This is a genomic window from Taibaiella chishuiensis (assembly GCF_003014535.1).
GTDB lineage: Bacteria > Bacteroidota > Bacteroidia > Chitinophagales > Chitinophagaceae > Taibaiella > Taibaiella chishuiensis.
On sequence record NZ_PYGD01000001.1, the window covers coordinates 1,645,453 to 1,668,055 of the forward strand.

18 protein-coding genes are annotated in these 22,603 nt (G+C 50.3%); 15 read left to right on the forward strand and 3 right to left on the reverse strand.

Features of this window, described 5'->3' with window-relative positions:
• The first annotated feature begins 82 nt into the window (after positions 1–82).
• Positions 83–592, forward strand: coding sequence for an ATP/GTP-binding protein (locus B0I18_RS06945; RefSeq protein ID WP_106521903.1), 510 nt, complete (start codon positions 83–85; stop codon positions 590–592).
• 225 nt (positions 593–817) lie between these two features.
• On the opposite strand, the gene B0I18_RS06950 is transcribed toward B0I18_RS06945, so the two are convergent.
• Both B0I18_RS06950 and B0I18_RS06955 read right to left on the reverse strand, forming a co-directional pair.
• Positions 818–1,600 carry a TIGR03915 family putative DNA repair protein gene (locus B0I18_RS06950; RefSeq protein ID WP_181358359.1) on the reverse strand — a complete coding sequence of 261 codons (783 nt, stop codon included), beginning with the start codon at positions 1,598–1,600 and terminating at the stop codon, positions 818–820.
• 8 nt (positions 1,601–1,608) lie between these two features.
• A complete protein-coding gene (locus B0I18_RS06955) occupies positions 1,609–2,865 on the reverse strand; it encodes a putative DNA modification/repair radical SAM protein (protein ID WP_106521905.1) in 1,257 nt (418 codons plus the stop codon).
• 172 nt (positions 2,866–3,037) lie between these two features.
• Here B0I18_RS06955 and B0I18_RS06960 point away from each other — a divergent pair, with 172 nt between their 5' ends.
• The 6 genes from B0I18_RS06960 (at position 3,038) to B0I18_RS06990 (ending at position 10,917) form a co-directional block, all read left to right on the forward strand.
• On the forward strand, positions 3,038–3,868 hold the full coding sequence (locus B0I18_RS06960; RefSeq protein ID WP_106521906.1) for a hypothetical protein: 831 nt from the start codon (positions 3,038–3,040) through the stop codon (positions 3,866–3,868).
• 110 nt (positions 3,869–3,978) lie between these two features.
• Entirely contained in the window at positions 3,979–5,892 is a 1,914-nt protein-coding gene (locus tag B0I18_RS06965; RefSeq protein WP_106521907.1) for a WG repeat-containing protein, read from the forward strand.
• A gap of 97 nt (positions 5,893–5,989) precedes the next feature.
• A complete protein-coding gene (locus tag B0I18_RS06970; RefSeq protein WP_106521908.1) occupies positions 5,990–7,069 on the forward strand; it encodes an aminotransferase class V-fold PLP-dependent enzyme in 1,080 nt (359 codons plus the stop codon).
• A gap of 12 nt (positions 7,070–7,081) precedes the next feature.
• Entirely contained in the window at positions 7,082–7,441 is a 360-nt protein-coding gene (locus B0I18_RS06975) for a hypothetical protein (protein WP_106521909.1), read from the forward strand.
• A 228-nt stretch (positions 7,442–7,669) separates the two neighbouring features.
• A complete protein-coding gene (locus B0I18_RS06985; protein WP_106521911.1) occupies positions 7,670–8,203 on the forward strand; it encodes an RNA polymerase sigma factor in 534 nt (177 codons plus the stop codon).
• A gap of 2 nt (positions 8,204–8,205) precedes the next feature.
• Positions 8,206–10,917, forward strand: coding sequence for a VWA domain-containing protein (locus B0I18_RS06990; RefSeq protein WP_106521912.1), 2,712 nt, complete (start codon positions 8,206–8,208; stop codon positions 10,915–10,917).
• Between the two features lie 66 nt (positions 10,918–10,983).
• Here B0I18_RS06990 and B0I18_RS06995 read toward each other — a convergent pair whose 3' ends face one another.
• On the reverse strand, positions 10,984–12,537 hold the full coding sequence (locus tag B0I18_RS06995) for a M28 family peptidase (RefSeq protein WP_106521913.1): 1,554 nt from the start codon (positions 12,535–12,537) through the stop codon (positions 10,984–10,986).
• A gap of 251 nt (positions 12,538–12,788) precedes the next feature.
• Here B0I18_RS06995 and B0I18_RS07000 point away from each other — a divergent pair, with 251 nt between their 5' ends.
• The 8 genes from B0I18_RS07000 (at position 12,789) to B0I18_RS07035 (ending at position 22,286) form a co-directional block, all read left to right on the forward strand.
• On the forward strand, positions 12,789–14,183 hold the full coding sequence (locus B0I18_RS07000) for a S41 family peptidase (RefSeq protein WP_181358360.1): 1,395 nt from the start codon (positions 12,789–12,791) through the stop codon (positions 14,181–14,183).
• Between the two features lie 10 nt (positions 14,184–14,193).
• Entirely contained in the window at positions 14,194–15,198 is a 1,005-nt protein-coding gene (locus B0I18_RS07005; RefSeq protein WP_106521915.1) for a sensor histidine kinase, read from the forward strand.
• Entirely contained in the window at positions 15,195–15,959 is a 765-nt protein-coding gene (locus tag B0I18_RS07010; RefSeq protein WP_219905914.1) for a LytR/AlgR family response regulator transcription factor, read from the forward strand. Before B0I18_RS07005 ends, B0I18_RS07010 begins: the two co-directional genes overlap by 4 nt.
• 353 nt (positions 15,960–16,312) lie before the next feature.
• Entirely contained in the window at positions 16,313–18,682 is a 2,370-nt protein-coding gene (locus B0I18_RS07015; RefSeq protein ID WP_106521916.1) for a TonB-dependent receptor plug domain-containing protein, read from the forward strand.
• Between the two features lie 38 nt (positions 18,683–18,720).
• Positions 18,721–19,974 (forward strand): DUF4374 domain-containing protein, encoded by a 1,254-nt coding sequence (locus B0I18_RS07020; RefSeq protein WP_106522065.1) that lies wholly within the window; start codon positions 18,721–18,723, stop codon positions 19,972–19,974.
• Between the two features lie 92 nt (positions 19,975–20,066).
• Positions 20,067–20,399, forward strand: a complete 333-nt coding sequence (locus B0I18_RS07025) for a hypothetical protein (protein WP_106521917.1) — start codon at positions 20,067–20,069, stop codon at positions 20,397–20,399.
• Between the two features lie 3 nt (positions 20,400–20,402).
• Entirely contained in the window at positions 20,403–20,693 is a 291-nt protein-coding gene (locus B0I18_RS07030; protein ID WP_106521918.1) for a hypothetical protein, read from the forward strand.
• 12 nt (positions 20,694–20,705) lie between these two features.
• Positions 20,706–22,286: a PepSY-associated TM helix domain-containing protein gene (locus B0I18_RS07035; RefSeq protein WP_106521919.1), complete on the forward strand. Its 1,581-nt coding sequence runs from the start codon at positions 20,706–20,708 to the stop codon at positions 22,284–22,286.
• Positions 22,287–22,603 lie beyond the last annotated feature (317 nt).

Genomic DNA, 22,603 nt, shown 5'->3' on the forward strand with positions numbered 1-22,603 from the left:
AGCTTTTTCGTTTGTCTTTCTTTTTTCCGGACAGGAACGGTAATGTAAGCTTTCTTAATTTTACATTACTTAATCCCCTACCATGAAAATAGCGATCACCGGTGCGCATAACACGGGCAAAACCACCCTGGCCGAAGGACTGCAGGAATTTCTGCCCGGTTACACCTTCAAGCAGGAGCCTTATTATCAATTAGAAGAACAGGGGCATTTGTTTGCAGCAACACCCGATGTGGACGACTTCCTGGTGCAGCTGCGGTACGCTTTAGCAGCAACCGGTACTACCGGGGAAGATATCGTGTTCGATCGTTGTCCCCTGGATTTTCTTGCCTATATGCAGGTGCTTGGCGCCGGGGAGTTGGTGCGCGATTGGTACGACGAAGTAGCCTCCTTTATGGCTGCAATAGATCTATTGGTTTATGTGCCGGTCGAAAGACCTGACCGCTTGGGCTGCCCGGACGATGAATTACCGGAGCTTCGCGAAGCCGTAGATGAAATATTAGCGGAGTGGGTTTATGATTTCGACGTACCCGTCCTGGAAGTGCGGGGTACCCTTGCTGAACGCGTCCGGCAGGTAGTAAACAAGACCGGTTAATGGAGGTCAGTGCTGGCCGGTAAAGCCAGCTAAGGGATGAGCTCCTTCGCTGTGCTCCCGATGACAGGCTTCCTCATGGTACTTGGTGCTGGACCCTCTGATACGGCCAGCTAAGGGATGAGATCCTTCGCTGCGCTCCCGATGACAGGCTTCATCTCATATCTCACACCTCATATCTCACATCTCATATCTCACATCTAATATCTCACATCTCATATCTCACATCTAATATCTCACGTCTCCTTTTTCCGTCAGATAACGCCAGTATCTTTTCGGTACGTGTTGTATGTGTAGTTTCAGGTTGCTGCGTTCTTTGATATTCGTATTCCTGAAGTAATCCTTCCAGAGCGTGGCGTAGAGCGCCTCCTGGCTATCCAGCAGCGTATCCTCCTGCCGTATGGCGGCATGCTCCTGTGCTGCCGGTACAGCTTCAAATACCACTTCCTGTACCTGGTGCAGATCGTAGTACAGGCCGTAATGTCTTTGCTCATCATAGATTACCCAGGCCTGGTCGGCGTAACGTTGCCTGAAATGCTCTGCAATCAGCGGCAGTACATCATAGTCGGGTTTAATGACAGCATGGTACAACTGATTAGCGCCTTTTTCGAACCGTATAAAGGCTTTCATACGGTGCCGCTCGCGGCTTACCTTCCTGGCGACCTGGCTCAGGCCCAGTACCAGCGCATGACCATAATCCCGGTCGGCGCCGGCAGGATGCTCGAAAATATATAAGGCATAATCGAACAGCAGTTGCCAGGTTTTCAAATCGTCGGCATACCAGCTGGTATAAAATTCTTCGCGGTGTTGTGCATCTATCCTGCCGTTCAGTCCCTTCCATACCCGTAATGCTTTTTCCGGGTTAGTGGTCACCGTAATAGCACCGCCAAACATATCGCTGCTATAAGCGGTATGGGTGTAGAGCCGCACCTGTTTATGCTTTCGTTCATAAGACTCGAATACCGCGCTGAGCAGGCCATAAAATGTGCCGTCGAAAATATAGGAAGTCATGGCCTTGTTTAAAATAAGGATAGTTGTGCCGTGTCTTTCGGACGCCATTTGCTCTGGCTTTCCTGCAGCAGGATTTGTCTTACCCGGCCGGCATCCTGTTCGCCGAGGCTAAAGGGGGAATCGGCACAACGGATAAAGTGCTGTGCCCGGTTATAGGCTATACCCAGTTGCCGAAGCTGGTGACTGCGTAGCTTCCCGAACTGACGCGCCGACACAATCTTTTTCGCCGACTGTATGCCAATACCGGGTACGCGCAGGATCAGCCGGTAATCGGCGGTATTGATATCTACCGGGAACTGGTGTATATTTCTTAATGCCCAGCTGAGCTTCGGGTCGATATCCAGTTCGAGGTCGGGGTGTTCGTCGTTCACGATCTCGTGTACCGAAAAGCCATAGAAGCGCATCAGCCAATCGCTCTGGTACAGGCGGTTTTCGCGGATTACGGGCGGCGGTGTGCCGATAAGCGGCAACAGGCCGGTATTATTCTGGATGGGAATATAACCGCTGTAATAAACACGTTTCAGCGAAAAGTCCTTATAAAACCGGTCTGCGGTCCGCAATACCTCTTTGTCATTTTCGGGTGTGGCGCCGATCACCATCTGGGTGCTTTGCCCGGCTGGTACAAACCGCGGTACCGATTTAATAACGCCGCGTTCGCTTTCGTATTGCAGGGTTTTATTGCGTACCAGGCCCAGTTCTTTTTCTACCTCTGCATGTGATTTCTCGGGGGCTACAGTTTTCAAACCCTGTTCTGTGGGCATTTCCAGGTTAATGCTCATCCGGTCGGCATACAGGCCGGCTTCGGTAACCAGTTCTTCACTGGCGCCGGGTATGGTTTTTAAATGGATATAACCGTTGAACCGTTGTTCCTGCCGCAATTTTTTTACGATACTCAGCATACGTTCCATCGTATAATCGGCGTTTTTGAAAATGCCTGAACTCAGGAACAGGCCTTCGATATAGTTACGCCGGTAGAAGTTCATGGTCAGTTCCACTACTTCATCAACGGTAAATGCCGCACGTTTTACGTCATTGCTTTTGCGCGATACGCAGAACTGGCAATCGTAAATACAGAAATTGGTCAATAGTATTTTGAGCAGGGAAACACAACGGCCGTCTTCGGTATAGCTATGACAGATACCGTTGCCGGTATCGCCTATGCCGCCATTGGTGTTTTTGCGGTTACTGCCGCTGGAGGCGCAGGATACATCGTACTTGGCAGCATCGGCTAAAATGGATAATTTCTCACGGATTCTTTCGCTCATAGGTGGGGGATTGGTAGGCTAAAATTAAGCCGAACGGCGTTAATAACCGCGGGATCGGAAGCGGTTTTTTTCCGGGTTCTTTAAATGCCCGCCAGCCTTGAATTTATATATGCGACATTTGTGTTTCAACAAGCGGAACGTTGTACTTTGATGATAAAATGTGTATTTATATATGGTTAAAATAGTGTTGGTATGGTTGTTCCTGCTCTTACCTGGTAGTGCTTTTGCCCTGGATATGGAAATGGATGTAATAGAGCGGCAATTGCTTGATGCAGTCCGGCGGATTGAATACTGGACATTGCCGGAGCAGCAGGACCGGTATACCGATCCTTTTGATTCCCTGCTGCTCGCAAACGATCATCTCGAGCGGTTATTACTGCATTATACGACTATCTATCCGGGCACGATCGACTATGACTTTAAGGCGTTGCATACATTCCGCCTGGGTATAACAACGTCGGAAGACGGCAACCTGCGCATTTATTCCTGGGATACCCGTACCGGCGGCACGATGCGCTATTATAAAACGGTTTTCCAGTACAGGAATAAAAGCGGCGTATTTTCAAAAGCCTCAGTGGAAAATAGGCAGCAGGAAAACGATCCACCCGGCACTATGGGTTGTTTTTACGACCAGGTGAATGATGTAACCGTTGACGGTAAAACCTATTACCTGGTGCAACGCAGGTATGTCTTAAGCAGCGCCTGTAGCTATCATAGCCTGAAAATATTTACCATCAACGATCGCGGCCTGGATGAAAAGGCGAAACTGATTAAGACGTCAAAGGGATTGCAAAACGAGATCAGTTATGAAACCGACTGGTCATACGGGGTAAACAGGGAACAAGATACCGAGATCGACGATGCCATACGCTACGAACCGGAAGAAAAGGCATTTACGATCCCGCTGGTATTGAAGAATAATAAGATAACGGATCGCAGGATCCGGTATGTGTTCCATGGGCGCTATTTTGAAAAAGATCCGGCTAAAAAGTCCAAAGAATAATACCTGCAGTTCTTTGCAGATGTCTTGCCTGGCGTCCTGAGCAATACAGTATATAACCCGTTTAATTACGATGTTTTGTTCCTAATTTGTGCATCCAATAAATCCAAACCATGAAGCCCTTTATTTTTTTGTTCTTTGCTGCAATTGCGATGCTGCAACCGCTATACGCCCGGGAAACGCCTTTGTTTAAAATCGTGGACCAGGGTATGATAGGATATATGGATCGTACAGGACATGTTGTTATTCCTTCCGTTTATTACAATGGCGGCGATTTTGCTGAGGGCCTGGCAGCGGTAAGACGCGAAGGCTATTTCGGGTTTATCGATGCCGCCGGTCGCGAGGTTATACCTGCCGTATACGACTTCGCACGTAGTTTCGACCATGGTGTTGCGCGGGCATACAAAAACGGGCAGGTTTATTTTATCGATAAAAATAATGAGCTGGCACTCGATACGGCATTTGCCGACCTTGTTTTTATCAACGGGTATATGGCGATCGTAACCACCAAAACCGAAAAGCAGGGCCTTATGAATATGCATACCCGGAAACTGTTGGTGGATACGCTTTTTGAAACCATCGACGGTGTTTACAGGAATATTGTACAGGTGAAGATCAAAGGCAAAAGTGCATCGGATCCCTGGGACCGCAGTTATGCCGTGCTGGACACAATGGGCAACTTTATTGTTCCTTTTGAAAAATATACGCAGATCGGGCCGTTTAGCGACGGTTATGCGGTAGCAAGAGGTTATAAGGGAGGCGTGGAAAAAAATATCGTGATCGATACCGAAGGCAAAGAAATCTTTGAACGCGCCACCAGCGGCCAAAGTTATATCTACAGCTCATTTGCCGAAGGCCTGGCCCGCTTACCGTTGCAGCGCAAAGTAGCGGGCCTGTACAGTGAAAGGGACGTATCCTATGAGGCGTTTATCGATACGGGCGGCAAAATCGTTTTTGCGGATACCACGGCCCGGTATATGCAGGACTTTGCACGGGGACGGTCATTTGTGTATTGTTATGGAGGATATTACCTGATGAACAGGAGCTTCGGGCAAGTGGGAACAGATACTTTTACCCAGGTGCCGGAAAACGGTTTTACGCAATCTTATGCCATCGTCAAAAAACAGGAAGCGGGATACGGCATAATAGATACCAACGGTGTTTTCGTGGTAGCCCCTAAGTATGAACGGATACTCGAAACGGGCCTGGAAGACGGCTTTTTTTTCTTTGCAGTACAAGACCAGGAGGGCGCAGAGCGCATCGGTATCGGCGCCCTGACCGGCGTTGAGCTCCTGAAGCCGGTTATGCAGGATGTGGATCGCAGCGGTTTTCATAACGGTTTGCTGAAAGCCATAATTGACAACAAGCTCAGCTATATCGATAAAAGCGGCAAGATTGCCTGGCAGGAAAAGCAGGCAGTGCCTGTCGCATGGCGCAACAGGAATATCGACTTTATGGAACGCGCCGGGTTTTATGCTTATTCGGAACCGGACAAACAAGCCCTGGGCGGTTATGGTTCATCGAAAAACTATCCGCAGCGGGTAACCCGTAAACACAAATTTCCACCTGCCCGGCTTGCGGTCATCGTTGACACCGGTAAACCGGATACCCTGGGAGAAAGCAACCCTGCCTGGAATGTTTATGTCGTGAATACGACAACGGGAGCGAAGCTGTTCGGCGCCCAGGATAGCCGCCTGGCCATGTATGTACAGGCAAAAGGCCAGGATGGCACCTGGAAGGATATCGAATACCTGCCCCGGAGTTCCTGCGGTAACAGTTACCACAAACTGGCCTTAAAGCCGGGTAATTTCTGGGCCTTTAAAACGGCTGTTTACGCGGGCGTTTACCCGGCTAAATTCCGGATCGCGCTCCGTTATCTCGATCCGGCAACAACGGGTAAGGCCAAAGAAAAGAGCAAAGAAATTACGATTTACAGCAATGAATACGAAGGCGGTGTAAACCCGGCCCAGTTCTGGAATAGAAATGCGTACAGCCCGCGTAATATTATGGATCCCTATTGGGAATAAGGTTTGCATTTACAGTCTGTTGCGCCCCGTGCCGGCATCACATGGCCAGGATGCCCGGCCCAAGGCATATTTAGCTACTTTTGTCAAAACAAAAAACATGTCCGGTAATACGCAAGCGGTTTATTTAAATACAGCCGGTTGTGGCCTGATTCCTGAATCGGTGCTGCAGCCTGGTATCGACCTTTATAAAAATTTCGAATCGGTGAGTTCGGCGGCTAGCGAGCACTGGCGTTCGGTAACCTACCATGAGGTTAAACAAACAGTGGCGCAGTTCGTGGGCGCAGGCCCGGCAAACATCGCGCTCATCCCGAATTGCTCCTGGGGCATCAATGCCGTGGTACAGGCGCTTCAAGGCGATGAAAAGGTACTCCTGTACAAAAAGGATTTCCCCTCGGTGTATATCCCTTTTGTAACCAATAAATTCAATATCGTCTGGATCGATGATGAAGATGGTTTCATCATCGACCTGGAAAAGATCTTGTCCATTGTAAAGGAAGAAAACATACAGGTAGTGGCCATCAGTCATGTGCAATGGCAAACTGGTTTTATGATCGATCTGCAGGCCTTATGCAGCAATTGCCGGGCACTCGGCGTACATACCATTATCGATGCCACGCAAAGCCTGGGCGCCGTACCGCTTGATGTATCGGTGATCAGGCCAGATGTATTGGTGGCCAGCAGTTACAAATGGATGAATGCCGGCTTTGGCACCGGTATCCTGTATATGGACGACGCTTTCCTGGAAAAATACCCGCCCGTAATTGCCGGTGCGCATAGCAATGCCTATGCCGCATATACCGGCGAAACAGCGATGGGCATTGGCGGTTACGAACCGGGCGGTATGAATATGTTTGGCTTAACCATCCTGCAAAAGGCAATAAGCCTGAAGCTCGAACGTGGGCTGGAAGCCATTGGTAAGCATAACGCCGCGCTGACGGCCCTCTTGCTCGACCAGCTCAGGGCATTGCCGGTACAACTCGTAGGATCGGCAGACGGTAAAAACAGGAGCTCTATTGTCGTGATCGTGCAGGAGGATGGCCTGGCCGAACATCTCGCGGCGTATAATATCGTTACCACGGTGCGCAACGGGCATATCCGTGCCAGTATGCATATGGACAACGTGGCCGGCGATGTGGAGGCTTTCGTGGCGGGTATCGGTAGCTGGACAAAACCATAAAAGAAAGACACTATGAGCAGGAGCATTTCCATCTGGTACAAAGTGGGGGATACGGATGTAGACCTGGATACCGGTTATCACCATTTGCTGGGTACTCAACAGGCCAGTATGAAGTTCTGGAGCCTGCCGCAATTGCGCAAACTCGGGCTGCGGGAGCTTACCGAGCTGGGCCACCTGGACCCGGTATATTTTTCTGAGGCCGAAGGGCTGGCGATCCTGGAACAGGAGCTGGTCTTACTCGAACAAAACAGGGAACAGATACCGTTTGATGATGAGCTCAAAACACGCTGGATCCACAACCTGCGGTTTTGCCTCGATATGCTGAAGGCGGAAACACCGCCCGGCGCCATACCGGTGTTGATGATCGGCTGACCTGCCGGATGTGCCGTTATTTATATAGTGTCTGAAAGCCCCGTTTTGCGGGGCTTTTGGCTTGCCGGGAGATTTCGTTCGCCGGCTGCCGGGCCGTTGTTGCAGATCATATCAATATCCGTAATTTTAAAGTCGCTTCTCCTTTTCGCAGCTTACATAAAAAAATATTTTTTGACCATTCCAACCCCGGTGCCTATATTATCCTCTATATAGGTAAAGACGTAGCCCGTGATTAATGAAAAACTACTAACCGACTGTAAAGCCAGGGTCCGCAGTGCGCAGCGACAACTCTATGAGTATATGTCTCCGAAGCTGTACCAGACCTGCAGGCGTTACCTGAAACAGCAGGCCGATATCGAAGAGATTATGGCTGATGCTTTTTACACCATATTCACCAAGCTGGATCAACTGCGCGATGTCGCGGCCTTTGATGCCTGGGCCAGGAGAATAGCGGTAAATCTTTGCCTGTCGCAATTGCGCAAAAGCGGCAGCCTGGATATCTACCTGGAGGATATGAAGCAGGAACCCCAACCCCAACCACTCGTCTCGCGGCTGGAAGAGCACGACCTGCTCCGGCTGCTGGACCAATTGCCGGCAGGATGCCGGATGATCTTTAACCTGTTTGCTATCGAAGGCTATAGCCATAAAGAGATCGCAGCCATGTTACAGATATCGGAAGGTACGTCCAAATCACAGCTCAGTTTTTCAAAAACAAAACTCCAGTCATTAGTCAACCGGTTTTATTACCTAAAAGAAAATTAACCATGGAAGCGCATGATCAAATAACAGAACAATTCAGGGAGGCCGTCGGCAAATCGGAAAGCGGCGCATTCCCCGGTATGGAGGAGGTATGGGACCGCGTAACTGCCGAACTGGATAAAGAGGAGCCCAAAAAGCGCAGTGCACTTCCTTTTTACAGGATAGGCATCGCCGCCGCTGTACTGGTCCTCCTGGGACTGGGAGTGGTAATGCTGCGGCAAAATGGGGAACAGTCCCTTATACCGGCCCTCGCAAAACAAAAGCCGGAATCCTTGCCGGGGCGCCAGTCCCAGCCACAACAGCATCCAGGCCCGGCGTCCGGCAATACAGATGCGGTCCTGGTACAACAACCTGCCCCCGCGATACCCGCAAAGAGCAAAACAGAGCACCCGCAACACCCGGCCCCTGTTAACCCATCACCCCTGGTTGCCGCACAAGTCACGCCCCGGGATACCCCGTCTTTCCTTTTGAAAGGCATCGTCCTCGACGAAAATGGGGAAGCCGTACCCGGGGCCGCCGTGCGGATCGACGGTACGAATTATGGCACGGTAACAGATATGGACGGTGCGTACGAACTGAATGTGAAAGGCCACAATACGCTGACCATCGAGGCCGTCGGTTATACCCCCTGGAAAGTGAAGGCAGAGCCGGGGACGGCTATGCTTACAACGACCTTGCCGGCAAATTATCTTGCCTTGAACGAGGTAGGCCTTACAACACCTTATGGCCGGACCATGACGAAAGAGAAATACGTAGGGGCAGCGGACCGGATCGAAGGGAGACTGCTGGAGCGGATGCCGGTCAGTGATATTACCAAAGCGATCGAAAGAGCCGCACCGGGCATTCAAATCACGAATGGCGGTGGTCAGCCAGGTTCCGGGGCGAACATCAGGATGCGGGGTACGGGCTCACTGAGTGGCCAACCCGGGAAAGGGTATAGCGCCAATAAGGCCGGTTATAACAATACCTTGAACGGTGCGGGTCAACCAGCGTCCGGCGCGGCGCCAGGGTTGCATTGCCAGGGCAGTGCGCATGTTAATGCCATGCTACCGCTTTATGTGTTGGACGGTACGATCTATACCGGAGATATTACCCGGCTCGATCCCAATACCATACATAATATTACGATTCTTAAAGAGGCCACTGCTACAGCGCTTTACGGCTCCCGCAGCGTCAACGGCGTTATCGTGATAACGACTAAAAATGGCTACGAAGCCAAACAGAAACGGCGTTTCTTTCAACGCATAAAACGTCTCTTCCGCAAACAGCAGGCGCCCGGTACCACCATGCTGCAGGCGACGCCGGAAATAAACGGGCAGGAAACGTATAACCCTTATGTCGAAAATCCTTTTGAATCGCCGGTAGCACAGCCGCTTTCCACCTTTTCGATCGATGTCGACAACGCATCCTATACCAATATCCGCAGGTTTATCAACAACGGGCAGGCGGTGCCGGCAGATGCCGTCCGGATCGAAGAGATGATCAATTTTTTTGAATACAAATACCCGCAACCCCAGGGCCCGCATCCCTTCTCCATTACAACAGACTACAGCGATGCGCCCTGGAACAAAGGACATAAGCTCTTACGTATCGGTTTGCAGGGTAAAAGCATCCTGCCGGAGCAATTACCGGCTTCGAACCTGGTCTTCCTGGTAGATGTATCGGGTTCTATGAACGACCCTAACAAACTGCCATTGCTGAAAGCCTCGATGAAATTGCTGGTACGGCAATTGCGTCCTGTGGACAGGGTTGCGATCGTTGTATATGCCGGCGCGGCAGGCCTCGTATTGCCCTCCACGCCCGGCGACCATAAAGCAGAGATCAATGCGGCTCTCGAACAACTGCAGGCAGGCGGTAGTACGGCAGGCGGCGCGGGTATCGAACTGGCTTATAAAATTGCCGCGGAACATTTTATAAAAGACGGCAATAACAGGGTAATACTGGCTACAGACGGTGATTTCAATGTAGGCGCCTCTTCCGACGCCGATATGCAAACGCTGATTGAACAGAAGCGGAAAACCAATATTTTCCTGACCTGCCTGGGTTATGGAATGGGTAATTATAAAGATTCGAAAATGGAAGTACTGGCCGATAAAGGAAATGGCAATTATGCCTATATCGACAACCTGCAGGAGGCCAACCGTTTCCTGGTCAAAGAGTTTTCCGGTACGATGTACAGCATAGCCAAGGATGTAAAGATCCAGGTCGCATTTAACCCGCAGTATGTACAGGACTACCGCCTGATCGGGTATGAGAACCGGCGCCTGAAGGCCGAAGATTTTGCAAATGATGCTATCGATGCGGGCGAACTTGGCAGCGGTCACCGGGTTACGGCGCTTTACGAAATTATTCCGCGGGGTGTTACCAATGTGTTTGCCCAAAAGCATGCCGAAACGGAAAAAGCAGGCGGGGCAAAGGCTGTAGCTGCCTTCGGGGATGAACTGGCCGGTATAAAGTTTCGCTATAAAAAGCCGGATGGCGATAAGAGTATAGAGATGATACAAACTATCGATCATACGCCCCAAAGTCTCGAACAGGCAAGTGCCGACTTTAAACTGGCTGCAGCGGTTGCCTGGTTTGGGTTGAAGTTAAGGCATTCGGACCTGGTACAGGATACCACGCGGGAGGCTATCCTGAAACTCGCCAAAGCGGCTGTAGCCAGCGATAGCCAGGGCTATAAAGCGGAGTTGGTACGGTTGGTGGAGACGGCGCTATAAGCAAATGGAAATAATAAAGCGGCATGAGATCAACTCATGCCGCTTTATTATTAACCTGCTCCTTAATTAATAATCCTTTCCTGTACGGTTAGCTTCCGTCGGTTCGGGCCATTTCATGCGTTCCCCTTTCTCCACATTCAGGGGCAGCTGCGCCTTTCTGCGGCTGAACATTTCCGGTTCTTCGCAGGCCAGGTATACCAGGGTAGCTACCGTTACCGCATTACGTTTCATGTCTTCCCACACAATCTTATCATAAGTGTCGAGCGTGGTATGCCAGGTATACATGCCATAATCCCAGCTATTGCTCAGCAGGAAAAACGCGGGCACATCATAAGGTACAAATGCCGCATAATCCGATCCGCCACGTCCGCCGGGGTTGCCGGGGAACGTGGTTTCTATCGCATCCCTGTTTTCATCGGGCAGGTAGCTGAACCATCTGCCGAAGTAATCGTAGGCATCGAGGAAACCCAGGCCCGTCAGTTTGCTGATACGGCCGGTCCCGTTGTCCTGGTTGAAGAGTACGGATATTTTGGGCATCATATCCTTATGGTCTGCTGCAAATGCTTTAGAGCCGTTAAGGCCTTGTTCTTCGCTGCCCCAGTGCCCGACAATAATGCTGCGCTTAGGGTTGGGATAATATTGCTTTAAGATACGCATCACTTCCATCATCAGGATGCTGCCCGTACCGTTATCGGTAGCGCCGGTGCCACCGTCCCAACTATCGAAGTGGGCCGATAACATCACGTATTGTTCGGGGTTGACGGCGCTCCTGATCTCTGCGATCGTATTCTGCGCCGGCATGGGGCCCAGGTGTTTCGATGTAGTGGTTACCTGCAGGCGTGGCGTAATGCCCCGCTGGGTAAAACGCCAGAGCATCTGGTAGTCTTCCATACGCATATCCACGTGCGGAATTTTTTTGGTCTTCGTACCGAATATCCGGTTGCTCGACCAGCCGCCTGTCCAGAAAGAAGATACGATGGCTGCGGCGCCCGCTGCTTCCAGTTGCGTTTGTATTTTGTTATAGGTGGTGCCCATGGCCTTTAAACCTTCGGTCCAGGCGCTGGCCGCTTTTTCTTTGCGTGCCAGGAAGTTTTTGTAGTCCGCTTCCAGCGCAAATTCTTTCCAGCTTGCTTCGGGTCTGCCGGATATTTGTGGTTGTGCGATCAGTACGATCTTGCCCTTTACCTGGGGCAACCATTGTTGCAGGGCTATCGAATCTTTCAGGAGTGGTAATGCGATCACATCGGCTTCTACGGGTTTGCCCTTCGCAGTAGCCGGCGACCAGGCCAGTTGTATACCATCGAGCTGGTCCACGCGGGGCGCTGTCATCATGATCTGCGTGGTGCCACGCTCCCAACCCGGCCAGGTGCCATACTGTTCGTTGCGGGCAGTTATGCCCCAGCTCTTATAGGTCTGTACCAGCCAGTCGTTGGCTTTCAGCAATTGCGGACTGCCGATCAGGCGCGGCCCGATATCGTCGGCCAGTTGTTGCCCCAGCATTTCCAATTGCGAATGGTTGGCTACTTCCTGCCTGATGTTGTTGATGATATTGGTGTCGATCTGCGCATGTGCCCACAGACCCTGTACAACGAGACTGCCCAATAGTAAATATCTGGTCATTAATTGCTGTTTAAACGAAGGTTAAGTGTAGCGGCTAAAATACGCATTATTGTGTTACCGCAGCTGCCTGTCAGTACCGCGGATAATACTGTTCGATGCAAAGTTTTGCCGGTAAAGGATTTGCGCTGTTGAGGCAGCACGACAGAGGTATGCAGGACCGGCTACGCTTCATGACAGGATCATGACGGTTCAGCCGAATCTTCTTTTTTTATAAAATGACCTGGCGCAGCTTTGCGACAAAACATAAAGCGATGAAAAAGATCTTATTCCTGTTGTTGTGCCTGCTTGCGTTGACGGAACAGGGTTGTGCCGGCCCCCGTATCGAAGATGCCCGTATATCAGGCCCCTGGCTGCTTACAATCACTACACCCGATGCGGGCGCCCTGCGCGTGGTTATGGACTTTGAAGTGGTACGCAACGATAAGGATACCTGCCGGTTTACAGCCTGGTCGCAAAAGGATATGGACAAAAAGATATTGGGCAAATGGAAGGCGATGGCGGCAAGGTCGTTCGGCGGTAATTTCGAAGGTGGCAGCCTGATGCGTATCGTAGCAGGAAAGCTGTTTGGAATGGACTCCCTGACTGCGATCCTGGTATCGCCCTTTGGTAATAAATACCTCGATGGCCGTCTTGTAAACGGGAAAATAGAATGCGTACTGAGCGACGGCGCGAGGCAGGTCAATGGTAGCCTGACCGGCATTAAAGGAGCGCCGGCATTGCCTTTGCGCAATTACCAACGTATTTGCGACAGCCTGATAGCGATCACCGAACGGAAACTCTACGACCCCGTTTTACTACAGGGCAGCGCATGGCTTGACTTTAAGACTTCGTTGCAGAAGATCGCAGGTTTTACCGGCGATGACGCCGCATTGGTGATGGGCTTTTTTTATTTTGCCCGTACATTACCCTTCAGCCATTTTTATTTATTGCCGGCTACAGACCGGCCGGTGGCGGCAACCGGCGAAAGTGGCGGCAATGTTACACTCCAAACACTCAGCCCCTCGGCTGCATTGCTGCGTATCCGTTCTTTTGGCGGAACTTCGTCCGAAATGGATAGCATATTCCATATCGTCTCAGCCGCGAATTACCCGTTATTATTGGTAGACCTGCGCGATAACCCCGGTGGCGCGATCGATGCCGGTATGGCCTTTGCCGGGCATTTGATCAGTGATACCCTGTATGGAGGTGTATTCCTGACCCGGCGCTATTTTGCCACCCATAAGGCAATACCTGCTCCGGAGGCTTATCGTCAGTACCCGCTGTTTTCGGCGGCCAACCATAAGCTGCTCCTGCAGGGCATATCGGATTATGAAGCACTGGGCCTGGTGGCTTATCCCCGGCCGCCGGTGTTCAGGGGCAAAGTTGTTATCCTGGTCAATGCAAATACGGCCAGTACCTGCGAGCCCCTGATCTATGCGCTCCGGCAATCCGGCAGGGCCATACTCGCCGGCACGAAATCGGCCGGAGCCATGTTGAATGGAGAGACCTTTGATGTGGGAGAAGGTTTTACCTTTACCTTGCCTACCGCCACGTATTATACGGCCGATGGTCAGAAAATAGATCAACAGGGGGTAATGCCGGACTTTAATACCGGCAGCAGCGATGCCCTCGATTTTGCTATGCATAAATGGATAAACGGACAATAAATAAGTAACTATGAAAAAGCTCCTGGCTATACTGCTTTGCCTGTACCTGGTTGTGCTGACCGTAAATCTTACGGCCAATTACCGTTGGTATAGCCAGGGCGGCGACTGGCGCTTCAGTATCCTGTTCAGCCTGGGATTGGTAACCCTGGGCTGGCTGGGTTATATGCCGCTTTACTATGGCCTTTTTAAAGACCGTCTTAACTGGAAGCACCGGCCCTACAGGAGCTTCGCGATTTCTATCGTTATCTCCGGGGTATACGGCGTGGTGCTTATGGTAAGTGTTATGAAACTGCTGGTACTTACCGGTGTGCTGGTACAGGACAAGAGCCCCGATGCGTATGCCATCAACAGTATGTACGCGGCGCTATTTGCCATGATGTGCGGACTGATCATCAACGGGCAACTCTTTTTGAGCCGGTGGAAAAAGAGCGTGGAAGAAAATGAACGGATGCAGCTTGAATTATTACAGGCCAAATACATGGCCTTAAAATACCAGGTTAACCCGCATTTCTTTTTTAATGCGCTCAATACCCTGAATAGTCTCATCGCTGAAGACCGTGCGGCGGCTACACAATTCGTCAATTGCCTGTCGCGGGTATTTCGCTATTCCCTGCAGTACGGTAACGAACGTACGGTTACTTTGCGAGATGAGCTGAAAGTTGCGGAGGACTTCCTGTTTATGATCCGGCAGCGGTTCCAGGATAAGATACAGGTACATATTGATCTGCCGCAGCAGGCGATGGAGGCGCATATTGCGGGTTATGCCCTGCTTACCCTGGTAGAGAACGCGATCAAGCATAACGAGATCTCTCGGGAGTACCCGCTTACGGTCCGTATATTCCGGGAGCCGGGCTATCTGGTCGTTTGCAATAACTACCAGCCCAAAGATACAGCGATGCCGGTATCCGGTATAGGACTATCCAATATACAGGAGCGTTACCAGGCCATTACCCAGATGCCTGTTGTAATTGAGCATGGGCCTATATTCACCGTTAAAATTCCTTTACTGTTATGATGAACGTGTTACTGATTGAAGACGAAACGGCTGCCGCCAGCCAGATGAAACAACTGATGGGCAGGCTGGCGCCCGACATGACAGTCGTTGCGGTACTGGAAAGTATACGGGAAGCGGTGACCTGGCTGGCCGCCAACCCCGCGCCCGACCTGCTGATCACCGATATACAGCTTGCCGACGGCGATTGCTTTGAAATATTCCGCCTGGTCAAAATTACGGCGCCTGTTATTTTTACGACCGCTTACGACGAGTTTATGCAACAGGCCTTTAAAGTCAATAGCGTAGATTACCTGTTAAAGCCCATTGACCCCGTTGAACTTGCCGCGGCCTTACAGAAGTACCGCGACCTGTATACCCGGAATGCCGCGCCAAGTCCCGGCGGGCTGCAACACTTGCTGGACGGCATTTTGGCGAACCGGCGGTATAAATCCCGTTTCCTGGTACGCCGTGCCGCGCGTTTGTCGGTAGTGCCGGTAACGGATATTGCTTACCTGAATGCCGAGGGCCGCCTGGTGATGCTGCACACGCTGGCAGGTGAAAAATACCTGGTCGATGAAGCGCTGGACCAGTTGGAACAGCTGCTCGACCCGCTGGTGTTTTTCCGGCTTAACCGGAAGTATATCGTGCCGCTTACAGCCATCGAAAGGATACAGCCCGATCTGAATGGTAAGTTATGGATCAGGATCAGGGACTGCGCCGATGAGCAGGTATTTGTAAGCCGGGAAAAAGCCGGCGCCTTTAAAGCCTGGCTCGATGCCTGATACTACCGGGTTGTCTGCTCCGGTCAAAAACTTGTACTGTACACCCGCTTGCCCTTGCCCGCATAGTACCCGTTTGTTGTCCATTTGCAACCTGTAAGCTACCCCTCCTTATCTCCTCTTTGCTATACACGTCATGGTCCGTCTTCTGCTTCCGGCGCTGGGCTATATCATACGGATCAATTTTGGAAGTCATTTGTAAGGCTTTGCTGACAGGCTTTACAAGCGATGCTGCTATTGTCACTCCATTGTAATTTTTTACGGTATAGGGTCTAAACACTAACCACCTGTTTATTCTTCTTATACCTTTGCCCGCGATTTACATCCAATCTTAATCCTGATTTAATCCCTACTGAATGACCGCATTTTTACGGACTGTATTGTTATGCCTTGTCCTGCCGTTTAGCGCCTTTGCCGGCCCCGGCACGGTTAAGGGTACCATCCTGTCGGCAGACGGGCAGCCGGTTCCCGGTGTTGCCGTACTACTCGATGGTACTGACTTCGTAACCGAAACGGATGCCGAAGGAAATTATGTATTAGAACATATTCCCGAAGGCTCCTATTCTTTATCCGTCAGCGGTGTGGGGTTTAAAGCGGTACACCGCGAAATAACCGTTTCCGGTGGCGATCCTAAACCGGAAAATTTCAGTATCCGTATGGAGGGCGTAGCCCTGAAAAATGTAACCGTATTGGGTTTGACGGAACTGCAGGCCGTAAACAGGCAGGCTTATAATGTAACGACCATAGATGCGAAGAAGCTGTATAATACGACCCTCGATCTATCGCATGCATTGGATCGCCTGGCTGGCATCCGCGTAAGAGAGTCGGGTGGTGTAGGCTCCAATATCGATTTTTCACTCAATGGTTTTTCCGGCAACCAGGTTCGCTTTTTTCTTGATGGCGTGCCCATGGATAATTTCGGGTCTTCTTTCCAGATCAATAACGTGCCTGTCAATTTTGCGGAACGCGTAGAGGTATACAAAGGCTCCGTGCCTGTGTGGCTGGGTTCCGATGCACTGGGCGGCGCCGTCAATATCATCACCGGTAATAAGCTGCGTAACTATATCGATGTATCTTATTCTTTCGGCTCTTTTAATACCCACAGGAGTTGTATCAATGCCGCGCTTACCTCGAAGAAAGGTTTTACAGCGCAGATCAGCGCATTCCAGAATTATTCCGATAACAATTACAAGGTAACGCTCGAAGTTGCCGATATCAATACCGGCGCTTATACGCCCGACCAGACCGTACGCCGGTTTCACGACCTGTATCACAACGAAACGGTAGTAGCGAATATAGGCGTATTGGATAAAAGCTGGGCGGACCAGTTATTGCTGGGCATTACCCTGGGCAACAATTACAAGGAAATACAGACCGGGGCCCGTATGGTAGCGGTTTTCGGCGCCAGGCATACACGGGGTAATATCATTATGCCTACACTTAAGTATAAGAAGCAGAACTTTTTGATCCGCGGCCTGGATGTAGTGCTCAATGCCAATTACAACTTCGGTAAAGAGCAAACGATCGATACGGTGTCCGGGCGTTACGATTGGTACGGCAATTATAAAGCGTATCCCGGCCTGGGTGGCGAAAGCGCCCGCACCATGTACAAATACGGCAACAACAACGGCCTGGTTACCACTACCTTGTTTTATAAGATCTCCGAGAAACAATCCCTGGCACTGAATAACGTGTTCTCCACCTTTAACCGGAAAGGCGCCGATGAGTTATACCCCGAAAGTACCGTGAATGCCCAGCCGCAGACCACGATCAAAAATATAACCGGGCTCAGCTATAAGATCGATTTTACAGATAAATGGACGGCTACCGTTTTTGGTAAAATATTACACCAGAATGCGCACCGGCGCAGTGTGATCACCGCTGTGGGCATGCCCGATGAAATACTGGACCAGTACAATAAATCGACCAACTATGGTTATGGCCTGGCCACTTCGTATTACCTGCTGCCACAGCTGCAGGCCAAGTTTTCCTATGAGAAAAGCAACCGCCTGCCGGAGAACTTCGAGTTGTTCGGCGATGTGGTAAACCAGGAAAGCAATTTCAATCTCAAACCTGAAATAAGCCACAACTTCAACCTGGGACTTAATTATAACTTTTCCATCGGCGAACAGCACCGCTTTATGGCCGGGCTTACCGGTATCTACCGCGATGCCAAAGATTTTATTTTCTTCCGCTTCAACGCCAACCAATGGAAAGTGGTTGCCGATAACCTGAATGCCGTATCCAACATCGGTTTTGAGTCGGAACTGCGGTATTCGTTCAAACAATTGCTGATGGTAGAGCTTAATGCCACCTACCAGGATATCCGTAACCAGGTAAAATACGATCCGCCGGGCAGTATTGGTATCAGTCCGGTATATCATGACCGTATGCCCAATATACCCTTCCTCTACGGGCATGGCAGTGCTTCGCTGTTTTTAAATGATGTGCTGTGCCGTGGCGATAAGCTAAGCTTCGGTTATAACCTCTTGTATGTTTATGCCTTTTACCTCTATTGGCCGAGCAGGGGCAGCAAAGACGATAAGTACGATATACCGACCCAGCTCTCCCATGACGTGAACATGATCTATACCCTGAAAAACGGGCGTTACAATATCGCCCTGGAATGCAGGAACCTGGCCAACGAGCGGCTTTACGACAACTTCAGCCTGCAGAAACCTGGGCGCTCTTTCGCCATCAAACTACGTTACTTCTACGCTAAATAAGCAGCTATTCATAACCACATAAAAAATAAAGAATGACCATGTTGAAAAAAAGTACATTAATGCTTGCGTCCGGTATCGTATTGGGCTTAGCCTCCTGCAGTAAGGATAACAAGGACAACGGCGGCAGCGGTAATGCAGGCGCAGGGCGCTTCATCATTGCGGCAGTACCCACATCAACCGGCAGCGAAGGCGTTGCCGACTACCTGCTTACTGCAGAGAACCTGGAGTCCGGCACACTTTCTACCGAGGGTAACGGGTTAGAGCAGGACGGCACCTATCGCTATTATACGACATCGGGTACCAAGTTTTTCAGTATGTTGTACGGCCAGGGCAACCCGGGCGCCGTTACGGTATACCAGCTGGATAAGAACGGCAAAATGCAGAAACTGACCAATTTCCAGTCGGAGACTGTGCAGTCGTTCGCGGCAGTGGGCAAGGATATCCTGATGGTCAAAGAAGCCCGTAAATATGCAACCCCTACCAGCCGTTGGTACCGGGTCAGCACCGAAAGCCTGACCATCGTGGCCGAAGGACAATTCAATTCTGCCGAGCTGGCCAATAATGGTGAACTGGCACATTTCAGCTGGATAGAGCAGGTGGGTAACAAAGTGTTTGCGCCGTTTTTCAGCATCAAAGCAACCGATGCCGGCGGCTGGTCTACCGACTATCCCGACAGCGCCTGGGTTGCCGTATATTCTTATCCTGATATGACCCTGGAAAAAGTGATCAAGGATAACCGTACCAGTTCGATCGGTCTCTACTTTACCAATGGTCTTACCAAGGTGGAAAATGGCGATGTGTACGCGTTCTCGCCTTCCAATACCATTAAGATCAACGGTACAGCGCAGTCTTTCAATTCGACCAAACCCTCTTCCATTATCCGTATCAAATCGGGCACTACCGAGTTTGACCAGAGCTACCTGTTTAATATCGAAGCGGTAGCCGGCGGTGCTTATATGACCTCCTGGATCAATGTGGGTAAAGGTGTTGTGGTAGCGACGTTAAATACGTCCGATAAGAAAAGCCAGTGGCAGGTTGCCAATAAACTGGCTGTGATCGACCTGGTCAACAAAACCTTTAAATGGGTGACCGGCGCTCCCGATGCCGCTGCCATTACGGACTTCTCCATGACCAATTACTCGGCGCAGGATGGTAAGGCCTATATCGGTATTACCACTTCGGACAAGAAGAGTGCGGTATACAAAATCGATGCCGGTACCGCTACGGCTACACGCGGGCTCGAGCTGGTGGGTGGTAATATCACCGCGATCCAATGGTTGCCCGCCCAATAATTTTTTTCCGTTCCCCATATGCATAAAAAGCAGGCTGGCTATAACGCCGGCCTGCTTTTATACCGGCTCCGGGAATACCGAATGAACATGTTATGCATACCCTTATCATACTCTTTAGCTGTTTAGGCTTTTTCATGTTGTACCATACGTCGCAGAAGGCAAAACTGTCGTCCGCCGGCAAACTGGAACAGTGGTTGCAACGTGCGCCGCAACGCGCACGGATTACAGGCCTGTTGCTGATACTGGCCGGTACGGCCGCCTTCGTATATCTCGATGGCTGGACGGCCGGGCTGTTTGCGGCGCTGTTGCTGCTCATGGTGGCTGCTGCCTATACCGTTGCCATTGCCCCGCTTTACTACCTGAAACTAAAACATGTGGCCATCCTGGTGCTGGGCTGTCTTTTCTTTGAACTGTTTATTTTTTAAAACATGCCTGCTAATAAAAAACACCTCACGGCTTCGCCCTGGCAGCGCCTGCTTAAAATTACCGCGGCAATAGTGGGCGGATACTTTGTTACCAGCTCTTTCCTATTATTCCTGATGTATTGCTGCAATAAAAAAGATGTGCTGGTAACCATGAAGTTTATGGCTTATCTCATCTGGGTGGCGCTAATGATCATTGCCTTCCTGGCTAAGAGCGGTTGGAAAATATGGGGCTGGTACCTGTTGATCGGTACGCTCTTCTTTGCGCCTTCTATTTACGGGATGATCTTTAAATAACAGCTACGGCCTATGAACATCAGAAATTACAATATTTATTTCCATACCCATACGATCAGTGGTATTATCGTGACGGCGCTGTTGTACGTGATCTTCTTTGCCGGTTCCTTTGCCTTCTTTAAAAGCGAAATATCCAATTGGCAAAGGGGTACACCCGACGATCGAGGCCTGATGCAGGTTACCGATTACAATATCCTGGCCGATTCGCTGGATAAGGAATACCAGCTCTATGGCCGCGATGTTTCTTTTTATTTCAATGAACATGCCCGCCAGATCAGGGTTTCTTTATCTGCTTCGAAAGACGCCTTGCTCCCGGCCGGTAAAAAAAGACATTTTTTCAGCTTCGACCCCATAAGTCATAAAGCCCTGGAGTATGACGAAGGGTATGACCTGGGCGAGTTCCTGTACCGCCTGCACTTCCTGGCGCCGGTAAACAGTGTGGCTAAGCTTGGCTTCCCGCTGGGTTATTACATTGCAGGTGCAGTTGCTGTCATGTTTCTCTTTGCACTGATCACGGGCTTGTTGTTGCATTGGGAAAAGATCGTTTCCAATTTTTATGTATTCCGGCCCTGGGAAAAACTAAAGACCGTATGGACCGACCTGCATACTGCCCTGGGGGTTATCAGTTTTCCTTTCCTGCTGGTCTTTTCGATTACCGGCGCTTATTTCCTGATCACCTCGGTATTGTTTATGCCGCCCGCCGTGCAATTCGGTTATGGCGGCAACGCCGACTCCCTGTATGCCGATATGGGCTATAAAGAACATACCTATGCATTTAAAAACAGTCCTGCTGCGGTAACGGTTCATTTCAACGCTTATCTCGATAGTGCCTATGCGCGCTGGGGTAAGGACGTGAAAATTCAAAGCCTGGAAGTGCAGAACTATGGCGACCGCAATATGCATGTGATCGTTAATGGTGCGGTGGGATATTCGAAAAAGCTGACCAGCAAGGGTTGGCTGGTTTATAACGTGGAAAGCGGCCGCTTGCTCGAGCAACGGCATCCGCTCAGCGACAATTCTTATGCCGACGTAGCGGATAACCTGTTGTATGTTCTGCACTTCGGGAGTTTCGGCGGTTTCGCCGTTAAGATCCTGTATTTCCTCCTGGGTATATGCGGTTGTGTGGTCATTATTTCCGGCGTGCTGATATGGCACCGGGCCAGGGATAAAAAAAGTACCACCGAGCGAAAGCGAAAGTTTAACAACTGGCTTACGCATATTTACCTGGCCATTTGCCTGGGCATGTACCCGGTTACTGCCGCGGCCTTTATCGTGTTCCGCGTTTTCCCCGACCGGGGTATGGGCTTTACCTACCGTGTTTATTTCTGGTCCTGGCTGGTAGCGGCGCTCCTGCTGCTGATCCGGCGCAACAGTTATAAGATCAACCGGGATTGTTTATTACTGGGTAGCCTGCTTGGGTTATTGGTGCCGGTTACCAATGGCATCGTAAGCGGCAACTGGATATGGGTCAGTTTGAAACACCGGTATCACGATATCCTGCTCGTCGACCTGTTCTGGTTATTGTTTGCAAGCGGTACTTTACTCTGCTGGCGTTTAATGGTCAAAAAACAAAATGCTAAAGGCATTTCCTGAACCTGTTTTTCCCGTTTCTTTTTTTACCGGCTGTATCCTGCAGCCGGTTTTTTTATGTGTTCGTTCAATAATTAAGCCAAATCTGTTATTTGTATATAATTGTAAATAGGAATTGGGATGAGCTATAAAGCCGTGTAAAATTCAGGGAGCTTGTGCGTTTTTTGTTAATGTGCGATGGGCTGAAATGCATAACTAAAAAGGGTTTTTGACTTTAAATATGGATATATTTCCCTTTTGATATTTTATGCTCCCGGAAAACGTTTATGGTTTTGTGAAGCCATTTTTTGTGATTTATTTTGCACCGATTTAACAAAAAT

What these genes read in the sequence shown, in the direction of transcription:
- B0I18_RS06960 (WP_106521906.1), top strand. Translation starts at nt 3,038, where the DNA reads ATGGTTAAAATAGTGTTGGTATGGTTGTTCCTGCTCTTACCTGGTAGT.
- B0I18_RS06990 (WP_106521912.1), top strand. Translation starts at nt 8,206, where the DNA reads ATGGAAGCGCATGATCAAATAACAGAACAATTCAGGGAGGCCGTCGGC.
- B0I18_RS07000 (WP_181358360.1), top strand. Translation starts at nt 12,789, where the DNA reads ATGAAAAAGATCTTATTCCTGTTGTTGTGCCTGCTTGCGTTGACGGAA.
- B0I18_RS07010 (WP_219905914.1), top strand. Translation starts at nt 15,195, where the DNA reads ATGATGAACGTGTTACTGATTGAAGACGAAACGGCTGCCGCCAGCCAG.
- B0I18_RS07020 (WP_106522065.1), top strand. Translation starts at nt 18,721, where the DNA reads ATGTTGAAAAAAAGTACATTAATGCTTGCGTCCGGTATCGTATTGGGC.
- B0I18_RS06950 (WP_181358359.1), bottom strand. Translation starts at nt 1,600, where the DNA reads ATGACTTCCTATATTTTCGACGGCACATTTTATGGCCTGCTCAGCGCG.
- B0I18_RS06995 (WP_106521913.1), bottom strand. Translation starts at nt 12,537, where the DNA reads ATGACCAGATATTTACTATTGGGCAGTCTCGTTGTACAGGGTCTGTGG.
- B0I18_RS06945 (WP_106521903.1), top strand. Translation starts at nt 83, where the DNA reads ATGAAAATAGCGATCACCGGTGCGCATAACACGGGCAAAACCACCCTG.
- B0I18_RS07025 (WP_106521917.1), top strand. Translation starts at nt 20,067, where the DNA reads ATGCATACCCTTATCATACTCTTTAGCTGTTTAGGCTTTTTCATGTTG.
- B0I18_RS07005 (WP_106521915.1), top strand. Translation starts at nt 14,194, where the DNA reads ATGAAAAAGCTCCTGGCTATACTGCTTTGCCTGTACCTGGTTGTGCTG.
- B0I18_RS07030 (WP_106521918.1), top strand. Translation starts at nt 20,403, where the DNA reads ATGCCTGCTAATAAAAAACACCTCACGGCTTCGCCCTGGCAGCGCCTG.
- B0I18_RS07035 (WP_106521919.1), top strand. Translation starts at nt 20,706, where the DNA reads ATGAACATCAGAAATTACAATATTTATTTCCATACCCATACGATCAGT.
- B0I18_RS06965 (WP_106521907.1), top strand. Translation starts at nt 3,979, where the DNA reads ATGAAGCCCTTTATTTTTTTGTTCTTTGCTGCAATTGCGATGCTGCAA.
- B0I18_RS07015 (WP_106521916.1), top strand. Translation starts at nt 16,313, where the DNA reads ATGACCGCATTTTTACGGACTGTATTGTTATGCCTTGTCCTGCCGTTT.
- B0I18_RS06955 (WP_106521905.1), bottom strand. Translation starts at nt 2,865, where the DNA reads ATGAGCGAAAGAATCCGTGAGAAATTATCCATTTTAGCCGATGCTGCC.
- B0I18_RS06975 (WP_106521909.1), top strand. Translation starts at nt 7,082, where the DNA reads ATGAGCAGGAGCATTTCCATCTGGTACAAAGTGGGGGATACGGATGTA.
- B0I18_RS06970 (WP_106521908.1), top strand. Translation starts at nt 5,990, where the DNA reads ATGTCCGGTAATACGCAAGCGGTTTATTTAAATACAGCCGGTTGTGGC.